Annotated in this window: 16 protein-coding genes and 1 riboswitch; of the genes, 15 read left to right on the top strand and 1 reads right to left on the bottom strand. The window is 47.9% G+C overall.

All coding sequences use genetic code 11. The features are described from left to right. The first annotated feature begins 70 nt into the window (after nt 1-70). Nucleotides 71-1,009 carry an aldo/keto reductase family protein gene (locus EC604_RS10690; protein WP_123064144.1) on the top strand — a complete coding sequence of 313 codons (939 nt, stop codon included), beginning with the start codon at nt 71-73 and terminating at the stop codon, nt 1,007-1,009. Nucleotides 1,010-1,129: 120 nt separating this feature from the next. Here EC604_RS10690 and EC604_RS10695 read toward each other — a convergent pair whose 3' ends face one another. Beyond that, on the bottom strand, nt 1,130-2,254 hold the full coding sequence (locus EC604_RS10695) for a GGDEF domain-containing protein (protein ID WP_123064145.1): 1,125 nt from the start codon (nt 2,252-2,254) through the stop codon (nt 1,130-1,132). A gap of 268 nt (nt 2,255-2,522) precedes the next feature. On the opposite strand from EC604_RS10695, the gene EC604_RS10700 reads away from it, so the two are divergent. From EC604_RS10700 to cobJ, 14 genes are all read left to right on the top strand, one after another. Beyond that, complete coding sequence (locus EC604_RS10700) at nt 2,523-2,918, top strand: Fur family transcriptional regulator (protein ID WP_090924136.1); 396 nt, start codon at nt 2,523-2,525, stop codon at nt 2,916-2,918. Then, nucleotides 2,894-3,706 carry a winged helix-turn-helix transcriptional regulator gene (locus EC604_RS10705; RefSeq protein WP_123064146.1) on the top strand — a complete coding sequence of 271 codons (813 nt, stop codon included), beginning with the start codon at nt 2,894-2,896 and terminating at the stop codon, nt 3,704-3,706. The genes EC604_RS10700 and EC604_RS10705 overlap by 25 nt, the downstream gene beginning before the upstream one ends. A 388-nt stretch (nt 3,707-4,094) precedes the next feature. Beyond that, the gene (locus EC604_RS10710) at nt 4,095-5,546 is read left to right on the top strand and encodes a catalase (RefSeq protein ID WP_123064147.1); all 1,452 of its coding nucleotides are present in this window, start codon (nt 4,095-4,097) and stop codon (nt 5,544-5,546) included. Between the two features lie 251 nt (nt 5,547-5,797). Further along, nucleotides 5,798-6,214 carry a BlaI/MecI/CopY family transcriptional regulator gene (locus EC604_RS10715; protein WP_090924139.1) on the top strand — a complete coding sequence of 139 codons (417 nt, stop codon included), beginning with the start codon at nt 5,798-5,800 and terminating at the stop codon, nt 6,212-6,214. Between the two features lies 1 nt (nt 6,215). After that, nucleotides 6,216-7,076: a M56 family metallopeptidase gene (locus tag EC604_RS10720; protein ID WP_123064148.1), complete on the top strand. Its 861-nt coding sequence runs from the start codon at nt 6,216-6,218 to the stop codon at nt 7,074-7,076. A gap of 64 nt (nt 7,077-7,140) precedes the next feature. Further along, complete coding sequence (locus EC604_RS10725; protein ID WP_123064149.1) at nt 7,141-7,566, top strand: DoxX family protein; 426 nt, start codon at nt 7,141-7,143, stop codon at nt 7,564-7,566. A 316-nt stretch (nt 7,567-7,882) separates the two neighbouring features. Beyond that, nucleotides 7,883-8,584: a pirin family protein gene (locus EC604_RS10730; RefSeq protein WP_123064150.1), complete on the top strand. Its 702-nt coding sequence runs from the start codon at nt 7,883-7,885 to the stop codon at nt 8,582-8,584. 46 nt (nt 8,585-8,630) lie between these two features. After that, nucleotides 8,631-8,969 carry a hypothetical protein gene (locus tag EC604_RS10735; protein ID WP_123064151.1) on the top strand — a complete coding sequence of 113 codons (339 nt, stop codon included), beginning with the start codon at nt 8,631-8,633 and terminating at the stop codon, nt 8,967-8,969. A gap of 208 nt (nt 8,970-9,177) precedes the next feature. Continuing rightward, the gene (locus EC604_RS10740) at nt 9,178-10,776 is read left to right on the top strand and encodes a spore germination protein (protein WP_123064152.1); all 1,599 of its coding nucleotides are present in this window, start codon (nt 9,178-9,180) and stop codon (nt 10,774-10,776) included. 13 nt (nt 10,777-10,789) lie between these two features. Further along, nucleotides 10,790-11,980, top strand: coding sequence for a Ger(x)C family spore germination protein (locus tag EC604_RS10745; protein ID WP_161556915.1), 1,191 nt, complete (start codon nt 10,790-10,792; stop codon nt 11,978-11,980). Next, on the top strand, nt 11,973-12,194 hold the full coding sequence (locus EC604_RS10750) for a hypothetical protein (protein ID WP_123064154.1): 222 nt from the start codon (nt 11,973-11,975) through the stop codon (nt 12,192-12,194). Before EC604_RS10745 ends, EC604_RS10750 begins: the two co-directional genes overlap by 8 nt. A 56-nt stretch (nt 12,195-12,250) precedes the next feature. Further along, nucleotides 12,251-13,519 (top strand): GerAB/ArcD/ProY family transporter, encoded by a 1,269-nt coding sequence (locus EC604_RS10755; RefSeq protein ID WP_123064155.1) that lies wholly within the window; start codon nt 12,251-12,253, stop codon nt 13,517-13,519. 131 nt (nt 13,520-13,650) lie between these two features. Beyond that, nucleotides 13,651-14,481 carry a uroporphyrinogen-III synthase gene (locus EC604_RS10760; RefSeq protein ID WP_123064156.1) on the top strand — a complete coding sequence of 277 codons (831 nt, stop codon included), beginning with the start codon at nt 13,651-13,653 and terminating at the stop codon, nt 14,479-14,481. A gap of 175 nt (nt 14,482-14,656) precedes the next feature. Continuing rightward, a riboswitch (cobalamin riboswitch) is annotated at nt 14,657-14,845 on the top strand. Nucleotides 14,846-15,222: 377 nt separating this feature from the next. Further along, a partial coding sequence (cobJ, locus tag EC604_RS10770; RefSeq protein ID WP_240036786.1) for a precorrin-3B C(17)-methyltransferase occupies nt 15,223-16,354 on the top strand: 1,132 nt, incomplete at its 3' end.

Raw genomic sequence — 16,354 nt, forward strand, 5'->3', positions numbered from 1 at the left:
TCAGGTTGGGTTACAATAACATATGGAACTTAACTTCATCATTTCTACATTCTGAGGAGGACATGCATTCATGGATTATCGCAGGTTGGGTGGAAGCGGACTGAAAGTAAGTGAGATTAGCTTAGGCAGCTGGTTGACGTACGGAGGATATGTGGAACGTGAAAATGCAGTGAAATCAATTGAAACGGCATTTGATGAAGGCATTAACTTTTTTGATACAGCCAATGCTTATGAGAGGGGCGCTGCCGAAGTATTGCTTGGCCAAACATTGAAAGCGTACTCACGGAGCTCTTACGTGCTTGCAACGAAAGTGTTTAACAAAATGGGTGACGGTCCTAACGATCACGGATTGTCCCGCAAACATATTATGGAGCAGTGTGAGGCCAGCTTGAATCGCCTTGGCACTGATTATGTCGATATCTACTATTGCCATCGTTATCATCAGGAGACACCGATTGAGGAGACTCTTCGTGCACTGGACGATCTGGTGCGCCATGGTAAAGTGTTGTATGTAGGTGTAAGCCAGTGGACAGCGGCTCAGATGGAAGCTGCGCTAGGCACAGCAGATCGTCTGTTGCTGGATCGCATTGTCGTGAATCAACCGGTATATAATATGTTTGATCGGTATATTGAGAGCGAGATCATTCCTTTGGGTGAACGCAAAGGCATCGGACAGGTTGTGTATTCTCCGCTTGCACAAGGTCTGCTAACAGGGAAGTATACATCTGTCTCTGATATTCCCGAGAATAGCCGTGCAGCCAAGCTTGGCTGGGATGAAGGGAAAATCAACGCAGATCGTATCGGCAAAGTACGCCAATTGGTCGAAGTTGCAGACAAGCTGAACCTGAAGGTGGGACAACTGGCGCTGGCCTGGATCTTGCGGCAAAATAATGTTTCCAGTGCTCTTGTTGGAGCGAGCCGTCCGGAACAGGTTAAAGAAAATGCTGCAGCTTCTGGAATTAAGCTGGATGCTGGTGTTATTGCAGAGATTGAACAAATTTTGGCCTGACTCGTTGTCTAGAGGGAACTGTAAGAACTTCATTTGATTAATGTATAGGAAAGGGATGTCCACTTGCCTTGGTTGAGGCAGGTGAGACATCCCTTTTGCACGTTAAGACTTTTCATCATTTCAAAATGGATCGGTATCTACAACCGTGATATTGCGGGGCGATAGAGAGCATACCTTGTTGCGTCCCGTATTTTTAGCTTCATACAGCGCCCGATCAGCTTGGTCAAACAGGTCGTTGTCATCATGGTCATCACAGTGATCAGGGTAAACGGCTACACCAATGGAGATGGTGAGCTTTACGTTCTGCCCGTCTGGCAAGATGAAAAGAGATCGGGCCACGGCTTTCCGCACAGATTCTGCAATAGCCATGGATTGATGATATCCGCAATCGAGCAATAAAATTGCAAATTCTTCTCCACCGTTACGGGAAACAAGATCCGTGGAACGCGCATGTTCGACAAGCAATTGCCCAAGCTGCTTCAATACCGCATCTCCAGCAGAGTGACCAAACGTATCATTTACCTTTTTGAATCGATCAATATCAATAACCAGCAAGGAAAGCTTCTGATGATACTGCTTTGCATGCTGAAGCTCAGACTGGAGAGACTGTTCGAATTGCCGCCGATTGCTCAGGTCCGTCAGATGGTCTGTGGAGGCTCGGCGTTCCAGCATAAATAACATCTCGTTGGATCTATTGATAAATTCCGCGATGAAATATATGAAAAGGCCGCCGGCAAAGGCGATAGTCATCTGTATGGGATATACTTTCATCAATGTATTCATGCTGGGCGTGTTCATCAATAGCACAATAAATATCAGGGCCATGCCTACGAGATTCATGGTGATAATTTTGGTTAATCTGGACCACGATGCGTAGGCAAAGTACACACCAGCCAGCCCGAGTAGTACCATGATGAATGCTGCATCAATGGCAGCTGAGGTAATACCAAACATAACGATACGAAGGATGGCAATGATGACTCCGGTAATCACCGAAGCGAGTCCGCCAAGATATACGGCTGCAGTTACCACAGCCAAATGCCGCAGATCTACAATGGTACTGTCATTGATATGGAAAGAATAATTCATAAGCACTGTACCGTATAGACCGAATAAAAAGCCACCGACTAGCTGAACGCGAAGCGAGGGAAAAGGCAAACGAATGCTGTAGTATTTGGCGATTATTCCTGACAGGTACAGAAAGGAAATGATCACACAGAGATTGACAAAAAACGTGCTTAACAACCAGCATCCCCCCTTTTACGCACATCCCTCTATTTTATCTGAAAAACGTTGTGGGAGCGAACCATATAATCCCAAATGTTTGAAGGGTTTGGTTTTAATGCGCTATAAAAATTCCAAAACATAGCCGGATGGGACAATGTTGACTTCCCTATGCATTAAGATTTATACTTAATCTAAATCAAAATGGATTTTGATATGAAAAAGCTAAAGCGAACGTAATGTTCGAGATGTATATACAATTGAAATCAGTAAAAAAGGGGACTTGGTTGTGAAAACGTTAAATCTGACGATACAACGGCAAGCGGTGTATGATGTCGTACGTAAATCAGAAGACCATCCAACAGCTGCCGATGTAATGAATCGGCTCGTGGAACAGGGGTATAATCTGGCTTATGGCACCGTATATAATTCTCTTCGCTATTTAACAGACAAAGAGCTGATCAGGGAGCTTAAACTTGGCGAAACAGCAAGCCGATATGACGCCCGGATGGATGATCACCAGCATATTATGTGTGAGGTATGCGGTAAAGTGGACGAGGTGATGACAGAAGTTCCTCCACAATGGATGAAGCAGGTAGCGGCAGAAACCGGTTATTCAATAGATCATGCACATGTGGTATTTGGAGGTGTCTGCGGGGAATGCAAAACCAAACGGGTCAAGTAAAAGTGAAATGGTCAGGCCGCCGTTTGCCGCTTCGGGTCAAACCTGCGCTGGCAGATTCAGGAACGGCACCTCTCGTGGACAACTGCCCGATAACCAGACGTGTCATTCTGATCAGCCCGATGCCGGGTCAGGTGCATGAACTGGTGAAGGCTCTGACAGATAGCTGTTTTGACGTACTTGTGTTCCATCGCTGGGAACCGGATCTCCATGAACGCCTTGTTTTTGATCTACTGATCTATGACCTCTCGGTTGCCGGAACGATTGATGCATTCACAGGAATCCACAGCCGGTTGAACCGCGAGGCAGAGCATACGACACCTTGTCTCTACTTGGTGGGGGAGAAGATGATTGGCAGTGCAAGCGGACCGATGCTTCAGGAGGAGTTGCTTGTATGGCCTGCACGCCCGCAGGAGGCGCTATATCGGGTACAACGCATGATTGGCAGCAGTCCTGTGATGCCCAAGCGAGCTTTTTTACCAGAAGAGGGACAGCGAATCGGATTCAAAGACTTGGTGCTGGATCGGGAACGCATGAGTGTGCAGCGTGATCAGGATCGCATTCATCTGACCAAGACGGAGTATGATCTGCTGCTCAAGCTGATTGATGCCAAAGGTGCAGTCATCTCGCGTGAAGAGATGCTTAGTGATATCTGGGAGACTGATTTTACAGGCGGAAGCAATGTGGTAGATGTTCATATCAAAAGCTTGCGCAAAAAATTGGGCGATAATGCGTCGTCCCCGCAGTATATCGTAACGGTAAGAGGCGTAGGCTACCGATTGGCGGATTAAGTATATGCGAAAAATAGTAGTCAGAGCTGATGATCTAAGCACATGACTGCGTACAGCAAAAAAAATAATGGAGGAGCAGTCACTACTGTGCCACTGATTATGCTCATCCAGGGTGAAATATGACGTAGACCGTTATCGGTCTGCGTTTTTTTGTGATTTCCAGTATCATATGAAGCCCCCTTCGTATTCTTCATGTGTAATTCATTTTTCGTCCAGACAACCTCATCCTAAACTCATGGGAACCTCATGCAACGAAGGAATAGGACATGTTAGAATCAATTTAACAGTTAGATCAAGTCTAAATGTATATTTGAGCGAACAACGAATATGATTGGAATTAGTAGATAGATACAGCAGACATGAGACCCATTATAAGGAGGACGACAGGATGACAGATCGTTTGACAACTAACCAGGGAGCACCGGTAGGAGATAATCAAAATTCGCGCACAGCAGGTAGAAGAGGGCCAACCTTGTTGGAGGATTACCACCTGATCGAGAAAATCGCCCATTTTGACCGTGAGCGCATTCCTGAACGCGTTGTCCATGCAAGGGGTGCAGGGGCACATGGGGTGTTCAAGCTGGAGCAGAGCATGAAGGCATACACGACAGCTGATTTCCTGCAAGAGCCGGGCACAGAAACCGATGTGCTTGTACGGTTTTCAACCGTTATTCATGGTACGGGTTCTCCGGAGACCGCACGTGATCCTCGCGGGTTTGCTGTTAAATTTTATACACGTGAAGGCAACTACGACATTGTGGGAAACCATCTGCCTGTTTTCTTCATTCGTGATGCAATTAAATTTCCGGATATGGTGCACTCTCTCAAACCGGCTCCAGATACCAACATTCAAGATCCGGCACGATATTGGGATTTCATGACCCTCTCCCCGGAATCAACTCATATGATGACCTGGTTGTTCTCTGATCTGGGAACGCCTGCGAGTTACCGGGAAATGGATGGTTTCGGGGTACACGCATTTAAATGGATCAATGCCCAAGGCGAAGTTCACTATGTAAAATACAAATGGGAATCGGTTCAAGGGGTTCGCGCTTTCTCACGTCAGGAAGCTGCTGAAGTTCAGGGGCAGGATTTCAACCATGCAACACGTGATCTGCATGAACATATCAAGAATGGTGATTTTCCGCAGTGGAAGCTGCAAGTACAGTTGCTGAAGCCGGAGCAGATGGATGATTTCTCTTTTGATCCGCTCGACCCAACCAAAACATGGCCTGAGGATGTACTGCCGTTCCAGACGGTAGGGACCATGACATTGAATCGTAATCCTCAGAATTTCTTCGCGGAAGTGGAGCAGGCCGCATTTTCACCAAGCGCCGTTGTGCCAGGCATTGAGCCGTCTGAAGATAAATTGTTGCAGGGTCGTCTGTTCTCTTACCCGGATACACAGCGGCACCGTCTTGGACCTAACTATCTTCAAATTCCAGTGAACTGCCCGTATGCACCTGTGCGCAATCATCAGCGTGACGGACTCATGAACGTGAACCAAGACCCATCTCCCGTAAACTATGAGCCTAACAGCTCAGGTAACAGTCCACAGGAAGATCCGGCTTATCGGGAAACTCGTGTTCCATTACAGGGGCACGTCACACGAGAAAAGATTGAGAAAACAGATGATTACACGCAGGCAGGGGAACTGTTCCGTTCCTTCACACCAGAAGAACAGCAACATCTGCTGGACAATCTGACGAATGATCTCAAAGCCGTACCGGTAGATATCCAGATGCGAGCATTATGCCACTTCTTCCGCGCTGACGGGCAGCTGGGTGGTCGACTGGCTCATGGCTTGGGTGTAGATATCTCTACGCATATGCCAAAATAAAGCGAGAGCACGTGTCGATGCGAGAACTTCCCGCATCTCACGCAATCAGATAGCTGGTTTTTATGCCAGCTTGGCAAAGTTCATTTACGAGCCGGGTATGACTGCGATTTTGCAGAATATCCCGGTTTTCTTATGTTATTTTATACACAAATGAAAAACATTTTTACAAATCATTTACATAAAATACCTGACATAGAGGTTGACTTCTCATTTCTGGACACTACAATGGGTAGTGTGAGGGGTGTCAGAATATGAGAATACTCAATTTCAAAGTAGGCGAGCGAGGACTGAATCGTTTTTTTGGACCGCTCGAGGCCAAGATTATGGAAGTATTGTGGGCTCGTCCCGGCAGCAGCATCCGTGAAGTACAGACGGCACTGGAACAAGACAAAGACGTAAATTTCAATACGGTTATGACTGTGATGAATCGGTTGGTGGATAAGGGATTACTCGGCAAAACACAGAAGGGCCGCACATCGCTGTACCGGCCGGTACAAAGCAGGGAGGACTTTATGAACGATCAATCCAAGGAACTGTCCCAGGAATTGGTGGATGAATTCGGAACACTGGCAGTGAATCACATGCTGGATGCGTTAGATGAAGCCGATGAAGGCTTGATTGAACGTCTCGAAATGAAGATTAAGCAGTGGAAAAAGGATAACGATTAATATGTGGAAGACCCGTTCCAAGATTTTGTTCACCGTCGGGTTGGGTATTCCGGTACTCGTGTTCATGCAGATGCTCATGTATGCGATGTACAAAATATTTGGATGGGACATCCGGTTGAATCTGCTATGGCTGTGCAATCACTGGATGAGTCGTATGGGGTGGATGTCTGTAGGTCAGTTCCTGTTGCTTCTGGTTTTGCTGACTTTCGCTGGTACAGGCTGGATGTTGATTACACGAATTATCCAGACGCGTGCCGCGGTAACCAAGCTCCGCTCCATGGAGATTCGCGCTTGGTCAGAAGAATTGAATGCAAGGTACAGGCATCTGAAGAAACCCCGATTTCTCGTTGTGGACAAGCCTTCTCCGGTTGCCTTTACCATCGGGTTATGGCGCCCTTGCATCGTACTTTCCACAGGACTACTCCGTATGCTGGATACGGATGAAGAGAAGGCTGTCGTGTATCATGAGGTTCACCATCTGTGGCATCGAGATCCACTGAAAACAACATTGCTCTCGGTATTTGCTACGATGATGCCGTATATCCCTGTGCTGAAGCATACGTCACAGCAATATCGCATCGTCAGAGAGATTTTAGCAGATAACGAAGCTATTGAACGTACGGGTAATGCCGCCGGTATTGGCAGTGCACTCTTGAAACTGCTCCGCGCCTGCACGCCATCTGGGGAAGGAAGAACGATGACGATTCAGTCCTCATTTGCCGATACGTCGGTGAATGTGCGCATTTCCCGTCTGCTCGACCCTGAACGTGATGTTACACTGCGCTTACCGCGATATGCCATTCTAATCTCTGTAACGGTGTTTCTGTTATTGTCTGTTCTGTTTGTATGGTCGATTGGATAGAAAACGACCAAGAATCAAGCAATCCATAAGGACTAAAATTATGAATGAAATGGGGAGATACATGATGAATAACAAAACCGTTGAAATTGGACTTTTTTTCTCAAGGATTATGATCGGACTCATTTTTCTATTACATGGCTGGAGTAAGTTCGAGGGTGGAATTAGCGGTACGGTTGGTTTCTTCGAAAGTATAGGCATTCCCGGTTTTATGGCATCTGTTGTTGCAGTCATTGAACTGGCAGGTGGCGCGGCCATGATCTTGGGCCTGGGTACACGTGTGTTTGCCTTGTTGTTCATCGCGGTTATGGTTGGTGCAGTGTTCACAGCCAAGGCGGGTCAGCCGTTTTTAATGGGAACAGAGTTCGACTACATGCTGATGGCAGGATCATTGACTCTTCTCCTGACAGGCAGTCGTTTTCTGGCGCTGGATTATCTGTTTAACCGGCAAGGAGCTACACGTCAGAACAGTCAACAAAATGTGAGTGCTTGATCTGTATTTAGGGAATGTGTCATACCATGTTGAGTATAATCAAAAGCATGCTCTAAAGAACCAAAGAAAAGTGTAATGGAAAGTATAGAAGTGCAGCATAATTTCTGCGACCAAGCTCTTTGCTTGCCGTCCGATGAGGTAACGTGATTGCCGGATCGGACGGACGGGTAAAGAGTTTTTTTGGTGGAGAGTACCTTCACTTTTTTTGGTTTGGACGTAATAGCTTTACTTTTGATATAATGAAAATAAGTATGCTACTAAGAAAAAATAAGAAGATTTCACATGAACGATAACCAATTAGAGGAGGATGCGCGATATGATTAAAGTCATTCCATCCGAAGCACGTTCCAGTTTTGATCGGGGCTGGTTGCGCGGTAGTCACAGCTTTTCTTTTGGGGAGTATCAGGACCCGGACAATACAGCTTTTGGACCCATGCGGGTAGCTAATGATGATGTCATCGCACCAGGTCGCGGTTTTGGGGCACATCCACACAGTGATATGGAGATTGTATCCATCGTGCTGCATGGCAAGCTGAGACATGAAGATAGTCTGGGTAACGTTGCCGTAACAGGCTTTGGCGGCATTCAGCGCATGTCGGCAGGAAGCGGCGTCATTCATACGGAACATAATGCCTCAGATACCGAGGAGGTTAGACTCCTCCAGTTGTGGTTTATGCCACATACGAAAGGGCTGCAGCCATCTTACGAAACGACTTCTTTTGATACAGCTGCTCTGGAAGGAGCTCTTGTTCCTGTAGCATCATCCGAGGGTGGGCCACGGATCGCCATGGTTCATCAAGACATGACGATATACCTTGGGCGGTTGTCGAAGGGGAAGACGCTTGATTTTGAACAGAACGAAGGTCGCCGTATGTACATTTTCTCCATTGAGGGCAAGCTTGGCTTGCAGAATGAACATGTGCTGCATACAGGAGATACCGCACGTGTGGAGCAGACCTCTTCCATGAAGCTGGAAGGGCATGAGGATACGTTTTATATGTTGATTGATCTGCCTTGATTAAGAAATAAACTCCCACTCCAAGATCAAAGGAGGAACGATACGTATGGCACAGCAGGAATGGTTTATGGTAAAACATGGGGTAACCGGGCGTGGACTGGCGAACAGCAAGACGGATGCAGAGTTATCTTATCGCTTTCAGCGGGAAGGAACAGGATACCTGTTCACTGTAACGGGACTTGATGAACAGACCGCCTTGAAGATTATCGAGCTGAGACAGGAATTAAACGTATTTCGTTTCGTACAGCGCAAAGACCGTCCTCTGACAAAGCACTGGTATTATGTTGATGGCGACCGCGTAAAATATGACAGCGACCGGCGCATGCTTACCATCTATGCCAAGTCCGAAATTCAATATATACCTGATGACTATTTTGCAGACTAACCGATCAGGACGAGCGTAAGATCTAGGCTTGTTATTCTGTTCATGGTGTAAGTATTGATTTAAATGTATGGTTCAGTTTTCAAGTTGATCGTTTCGATCGTTAAGTCTTCCCTTGAGGAAGGCTTTTTTTTGTAAAAAAAGACCACATAATTCCCTGCCTTCTGGCACAAGCTACCTTGTATAAAAACCAAGAATGGAGGGGCGGCATATGGAAGGTAAATCATCAAAGGGTAACGATAAGTCCAAAACTTCAGCATCAACCAATGACAGTAGTAAATATGTACCCTTGGGACTGCCGTCCCCACCTATTCTGAAGCAACCAATCAGTGCCAACCACACAAATCAAATTCAGGCATTAAAAGAAATCTTCTCGAATTCCTCAGACGTGGTGTTCCGCAATGTCATGATCACACCGGAGGTGCAGGGACTCCTCGTATACGTTGAGGGGATCGTGAATTCAGCCGATATTCAGGAGCATATGCTGCGCCCTCTTATTCGGGGGCTGATCCAGCAACGTACAGACGAGCCGGATGTACCTATTGATGATACACGGATTGAGTTAACTCAAGTAAAGCGGGTTCAGACCTGGGCTGCTGCGACCGAGGGCATCCTTGCCTCATCAGCACTACTGGTTATGGACGGAGAAGCTGAAGCCTGGCTGTTTAATGTCAAAGGTGGTGTAAGAAGGGGCGTAGAGGAGCCGCAGACAGAGTCGGTCATCCGGGGGCCACGGGAGGGATTTACGGAGACACTGCGGGTTAATACAGCGTTGTTACGTTTCAAAATGAAGACGCCAGCACTCAAAATGGTGAGTATGACGCTTGGCTCCGATACCAAGACGGATGTCGTTTTGGCCTACCTGGAAGGGGTCGCTGATCCCCAATTGATTCAGGATGTTAAAAAGCGTCTGGAGAAAATTGAAATAGACGGTGTTCTGGAGAGCGGTTATATCGAGGAGCTTATTGAGGATAACCCGAATTCTCCGTTTCCACAGATGCACTATTCGGAGCGCCCGGATACGGTTGCCGCGAATCTGCTGGAAGGTCGGTTCTCCATCATGGTGGACGGCACACCGTTTGCATTGATTGCACCTGTAACGATGTGGCAGATGTTACAGGCGAGTGAAGATTATTATGAACGGTTCTTCATTACAAATTTAATCCGTTGGATACGCTTTTTATTTGTGTTTATTGCATTGTTTCTGCCAGCTCTGTATATCGCGATTACGACCTTCCATCAGGACATGCTTCCAACCACTCTGATTCTCAGCATTGCCGGTGCTCGGGAAGCCATCCCTTTCCCGGCACTCATCGAAGCGCTCATTATGGAATTATCTTTTGAAGCGCTGCGGGAGGCCGGGGTCAGGTTACCCAAAACGGTGGGGCAAGCTGTCAGTATCCTTGGTGCCCTTGTTATTGGTCAAGCTGCGGTGCAGGCAGGCATTGTGTCTGCCCCGATGGTTATTATCGTATCGATGACGGGCATTGCATCCTTCACCATTCCGCGCTTTAATTTTGCCATTACCGTAAGGCTGTTGCGTTTTCCAATCATGCTTCTGGCAGGCATGTTAGGGTTATACGGGATTGTCATTGGTCTGGTGATGATCTCCGTGCATCTCACACAAATGACGTCATTTGGTGTGCCGTATCTGTCAGGGGTGAGCCCATACCATAAGAAGGATACGAAAGATATTCTAGTTCGGGTACCTTGGTGGAAAATGATCAATCGCCCTTCAACCGTGCACCGGGATCGCAAACGTATGGCTAGAGATATTAATGGTTCGCCAGAAGCAGAGGAAGGATGGTGAGTCCATGCGGTGTTTGATTAGATATAAGGCTATCGTAGCGTTGATCCTGTGTACTTGCCTGCTTTCGGGCTGCTGGGATCGTGAAGAGATCAATGATATTGCCTTTGTAATCGGGATTGCTGCTGATAAAGAAGGTGATGAATACCGATCCAGTCTGCAGATTGCCCTTCCTGGACAGTCAGGGGCATCGGGTAGTGAAGGAGGCGGTGGAGGAACGAGCGGTGACAAACCATGGTTTATCCTCTCCAACACGGCTCGTACCCTACGCGGGACGACGCTTGAGGGTCAGAAGTCAATCTCTCGTCGCATTTATTATGCACATCGCCGTACCATCCTTATTGGTGAAGAACTGGCACGTGACGGTGTTGCCCCGATGCTTGATCTGTTCACCCGATATCCCCTTAATCGGTTATCAGCACTTCCTGTTGTTACAAGAGGTGAAGCACATAAGGTCATGGACACAGATGCACCGATTGAGAAGTTCCCTTCCGAGATGGTGCGAGAACTATGTTTTCTTAATATGAGGAATCCAAGATCCCTTAAAACGTTTATAGACTCCATTCTAGATGAAGGGGTTGATCCTTTTCTGCCGATCGCATCTGTTTCGGACAGTGTACCTCAGGGTTGGAAAGGCGCTGTGACCAATATTAAACTGGACGGATTAGCTATTTTCAAAAAAGACAAGCTGGTGGGCATGATGGACAAGGCTCCGGCTGATGCATTGATTCTTGCGATGGGCGAAGCGAATGAACCCGAGGTCATGATTAAGGCCCCGCGCGGAGAAGGAGATTTGTTCATTAAATTAAACGAGAACAATTCGTCCCTCCACCCCAAGATTGTGAATGGCAAAGTGAGTGTAACCATTAAGATGTATGCCAAGGGTGTGCTTGTGGACAATGAATCGGATTATGGTGACAGGCGCGAGAAGGAGATTTTGAATCTGAATGAGGCCGTGCACCGGAAGATCAAAGAGGATATTGAGGAAGGTGTAAGGTTGGTTCAAAAGAAATTTAAAGCGGATATTATCGGCATCGGACGTTCCATCCATAGGCAGTTACCCAAGGAATGGGACAAGATTAAAGATCGCTGGGAGGTTATCTATCCGCAGGTTCAAGTAAGTGTGGAACCGCATGTCATTATTGAGAATGTGGGTATTGTCAATAAACCGATCGGAGTCGTAGAGGAGGACATCGTGCATGATTAAACCGCTGCTGTACACCTATCTGGCAATGGTGATTGGGGTGCTAATTATGGATTTCAGGCATCTGAAACAAGCGGCACCCATTAATCGCTGGTTGTCTTATGGAATCATTGTGCTTGGAATAGGCATCTGGTTCTATGTTACAACGTTGAACAAAACCGTATTTGTATCGGTATGGATGAGTCATGTTATTCAACGTCTACTGCCCATGCCTTGATGATGTGGCATATGGCATCGTGATATACAAGAAATAGGTACGGAAGGAGGTACAGGATGAATCAGAAGGTAACGCACAGGCAGATGGTCTTGATGCTCATGTTGCTTAGTATTACGGGGACACTGCTGCAACCTCATGCACAAGCCATCTTTTATGCAGAGCAGCATGCTTATCTTTGCTACATACCCGTTGTTCTGATTATGCTTACATCGATGTGGATGCTCAGTCGTGTTCAGCGGCGTTTTCCAGATAAGGATCTGTTTGAATCGTTAGTGACGCGATTTCCCTTTCTCGGAAGAGTAGCCGGATTGATGTACATCGCGTTTTTCTTCTTTGTATTTGCGAGAGATATTCGGCTAACAGGGGACTATGTAAGTATCACATTGCTGGAGACAACACCGATATCGATTATCGTACTCTCTCTGCTTGTCATGGCTATATTTATCGTCCGGGGAGGGCTAGGTTCCCTGATTGGCATGGTGGAGTTGTATGTAGTGCTCTTTTTGCTAAACTCCATCATCGTGCCGTTTATGCTGATTCAGCAGATCGATCTGGATAACCTAAAGCCCTATTTCGATGTTGACTTTGCAGGTGTGGGGACGGGAAGTTGGTATCTCTTCTCGTTTTATGGAGAGATGATTGTTTTACCCTTTGTGATCAAGGGAAGTGACTTCCGAGTAAAATCCATTCTCACAGGTAACATTGTCACAGGATTGCTCATGATGCTTATTGTCATTGAAACGATCACTTCCATCGGTGTACCGATTGCTTCAAGACTTGTGTATCCATCGTATGAGCTGGCAAGACAGCTACAGATTAGTGACTTTCTAGACCGATTCGACTTGGCGCTTGCGGCAGCAACCTTGCCATGTATCATTACCAAGATTGCGTTTGATCTGTATTTTGTGTGTTGGGGTTTGAAACGCATGATTCCCAAAGTATCTGGGAAAGTATTGACCGGACCGATTGCGTTGCTGGGTTTTGTGTGTGCCTTCTGGTTTTTCCGCAATGCGATCCAGCTAAATCGATTTACTCGTGAATGGACATGGATTGCCATTGTATTTGAGGTGATATTTCCAATCGTTTTTTTTCTGTTCCTCCGTCCGCGCAAAAAGAAAGCTCAATATGCCCCGAACCCCGAATCGGGAGAGAGGGCATCCAGAGGCAAACAGCAGGAAGGAGAACAGAAGCAGGAGCAGGCATCTGGTGAATCAGATCATTCTGAAGGGAAGTCAGAAGAGAAGTCTGGTGAAAAGTCAGCGGAAAAGTCTATAGAGAAGAAAGGTAAAACATCACATGGCGGCGGAAATTTGCAACCTTCCTGATGAAAATCATAAAAAATCGTTATAGCTAATGAGGCCGGAAAGCAAGCAGACGTGGTTTCCCTCCGTACAAGTAGCCTGTATACTGTAGTCAGATTGATGAACTTTCGGCTTAATAAACGGGGGGAACATGAATGGCTCAACATTTGGCAGGGGTACGCGTCGCTTTAACCGGTCCGCGGAAGTCCAAAGAGATGTCTTTATTGGTGGAGAAAATGGGTGGAATCCCGCTTGTGCGTCCTGCACAAGGCACGGTATTTCTGGATGATCGTAACATTCGAGATGGACTGGTTTCCTGGATTTCTGATCCGCCGGATTGGGCAATTTTTACAACGGGTATGGGACTAGATGCTTTGTTCGACATGGCTGAGGACATGGATGTAGCCGGACAACTTCGAAATGTATTGGCTGAATCATGTATTGCAGCCCGAGGATACAAAACAGTGAATGCACTCAAGAAACTGAAGTTGACTCCTCTGGTACGAGATGATGATGGTAGTACAGACGGATTGATTCGGGAATTTGGCTCACATGATCTGGCAGGTAAAAAGGTGATGTTACAGCTGCATGGGGAAACGGCTCCTAAACTGGTTCGCTGGTTAGAAGAACAGGGGGCTGTGGTACGACAGGTGTTGCCGTATCGTCACGTACCGCCGGAAGAGGCAGAGCTGGAGCAACTGCTGAATGAGATCATTCAGCATAAGCTGGAGGCTGTAGCTTTTACAAGTGGGCCGCAAGTTCGATTCTTAACGGAATATGCAACTTCCCAAGGCAAGCTGCAGCAGATGCTGACGGCCTTTAAAGAAGGAGTAGTCCCAGCCTCAGTTGGTAAAGTTACGGCGAATGCCATGCGTGAGGAAGGCATTGAAGCGCTGGTTGTGCCGGAAGAGGAGAAGATGGGAGCGCTCATCGTTGAACTGGGACGTTACTTTGCTGCGAATCCGGTGGGTGTCCGGGAAGAATAATAAAGAGAGCATTCATAGGGCAAGAGATGCCCGAAGTGGCTCTACTCTGTAATGATATGTAAAGGTTCTGATCCGTTTACGGATCGGGATCTTTTTTTCATTTTTATCCAAAATTAATGTAGAGGACAATCTTGAGAAGCGTGGACATTATTTCCTGACCGATGGTATGATGAAGACAATATGAAAGCAGCAAGGTGCTCTTGCATAAAGCAAGAGGTAACAGGGAATCGGGTGCAAGTCCCGAGCGGTCCCGCCACTGTAATGGTGAAGCGTTTTCCATGAAAGTCACTCGGTACAACGGGGAAGACAGGAAAGGACGCTAATGATCCAGAGCCAGGAGACCTACCTTGCATGTGTCACCAAACCCTTCGCGGAAAGGAGTGGTGTACGATAAGTTCGGGAAAGGGACAAACTGTGGTTTGTCCTGTGAGGCTCCATATGGGCTGTTATGGTTGCCTGTGATTCCTTATTTTGGGGTATTACAGGCCAAGTTTCCCGAGTGTAAGTACATGCGTATCTCATCCGTGATTAGGATGGGATTTTTTTGTTTTTCGGACAGGAACGAAGTTGCCGAGTTGAGCAGAAGAAATGATGAGTTACAGGGCAATGAGGTGAAAGAAACAAATCTGTATTGCAAAAACTTTGGATCGGCGTTAAGGAGAAACTTTCTTGAAGTGGACCTTTTAGATAAACAAGGTTGAGCGTTAATCGTATGACAAGTGGAGTGAGGGGGAAAACGGTATGCAAAAGCAAGGCAAGCTGCTGATCATCGGTTTCGGTCCAGGTGCGATGGAGCACATAACTAAACGGGCACTAGATGCGTTGCAGGAGAGCGAGGTCATCATTGGATATAACACCTATGTGGATCTGATCAGGCCTTTGTTGAATGGACAAGCCATTGTACGTACAGGCATGACGGAGGAAGTCAGCCGGGCACAGGAAGCGGTTAGACAAGCGGAAGCGGGCCATATTGTTGCCGTAATCTCCAGTGGGGATGCCGGGGTGTATGGCATGGCAGGGCTTGTGTACGAAGTGCTCATTGAGCAAGGCTGGAAGCCGGATACTGGCGTAGCTGTTGAGGTTATTCCTGGCGTGTCGGCGATTCAATCGTGTGCGTCCTTGCTTGGTGCGCCTGTTATGCATGATGCGTGTACGATCAGCCTTAGCGATCATCTGACACCATGGGAAACCATTATTCGGCGGGTTGAGGCAGCGGCTTCGGCCGATTTTGTTATTGCTCTGTATAATCCCCGCAGTGGACGGCGTACACGCCAGATTGTAGAGACGCAAGAGATGTTGCTTCGTTACCGTGATCCGAAGACACCTGTTGGCTTGGTCAAAAGTGCATATCGGGAGCGTCAGGACGTGGTCATGACAACGCTGGAGGAGATGCTGAATCACGATATCGGTATGTTAACCACCGTGATTATCGGTAATTCCTCGACCATGATGTACGAAGGACTCATGGTCACCCCGCGCGGATATCAGCGGAAGTATACGCTGAACTCCGCGGAACAGCCGCTCAGGCCCCATGAGCGGCTACGCACCGAAGCCGAGCCATGGTCGCTCGGCGCACAAGAAGCCCGCGCTGCCGCCTCCGGCGAGGCAGCGGGCGATGGCGCGGCCCGCGATGCCCAGGCCGCGCCACCGGCGGAGCCAGCCCTGCGCGGCGCCAGCGCCGGAGCGGGCACGGCTCCGCAAGGGCAGCCGCCCGCAGGCGCATGGGCGGCAACCCCGCCTGCGGCAAGCCCGGCACGCGGTGCTGGCACCGCCGTGCTTGCCGCAGAGCGGCCCGCGTCCGCGGCGGCAGAGGCCGCACCGCGCGCTGCCGCTGTGGCGCCACGCGCCGGCGCAGCCGAGCTTGCCGCCGAGG

The sequence above is a fragment of the Paenibacillus amylolyticus genome (assembly GCF_003719335.1).
Taxonomy (GTDB): Bacteria; Bacillota; Bacilli; order Paenibacillales; family Paenibacillaceae; genus Paenibacillus; species Paenibacillus amylolyticus_D.

What these genes read in the sequence shown, in the direction of transcription:
- EC604_RS10690 (WP_123064144.1), top strand. Translation starts at nt 71, where the DNA reads ATGGATTATCGCAGGTTGGGTGGAAGCGGACTGAAAGTAAGTGAGATT.
- EC604_RS10705 (WP_123064146.1), top strand. Translation starts at nt 2,894, where the DNA reads ATGCAAAACCAAACGGGTCAAGTAAAAGTGAAATGGTCAGGCCGCCGT.
- EC604_RS10710 (WP_123064147.1), top strand. Translation starts at nt 4,095, where the DNA reads ATGACAGATCGTTTGACAACTAACCAGGGAGCACCGGTAGGAGATAAT.
- EC604_RS10715 (WP_090924139.1), top strand. Translation starts at nt 5,798, where the DNA reads ATGAGAATACTCAATTTCAAAGTAGGCGAGCGAGGACTGAATCGTTTT.
- EC604_RS10720 (WP_123064148.1), top strand. Translation starts at nt 6,216, where the DNA reads ATGTGGAAGACCCGTTCCAAGATTTTGTTCACCGTCGGGTTGGGTATT.
- EC604_RS10725 (WP_123064149.1), top strand. Translation starts at nt 7,141, where the DNA reads ATGAATAACAAAACCGTTGAAATTGGACTTTTTTTCTCAAGGATTATG.
- EC604_RS10730 (WP_123064150.1), top strand. Translation starts at nt 7,883, where the DNA reads ATGATTAAAGTCATTCCATCCGAAGCACGTTCCAGTTTTGATCGGGGC.
- EC604_RS10735 (WP_123064151.1), top strand. Translation starts at nt 8,631, where the DNA reads ATGGCACAGCAGGAATGGTTTATGGTAAAACATGGGGTAACCGGGCGT.
- EC604_RS10740 (WP_123064152.1), top strand. Translation starts at nt 9,178, where the DNA reads ATGGAAGGTAAATCATCAAAGGGTAACGATAAGTCCAAAACTTCAGCA.
- EC604_RS10750 (WP_123064154.1), top strand. Translation starts at nt 11,973, where the DNA reads ATGATTAAACCGCTGCTGTACACCTATCTGGCAATGGTGATTGGGGTG.
- EC604_RS10755 (WP_123064155.1), top strand. Translation starts at nt 12,251, where the DNA reads ATGAATCAGAAGGTAACGCACAGGCAGATGGTCTTGATGCTCATGTTG.
- EC604_RS10760 (WP_123064156.1), top strand. Translation starts at nt 13,651, where the DNA reads ATGGCTCAACATTTGGCAGGGGTACGCGTCGCTTTAACCGGTCCGCGG.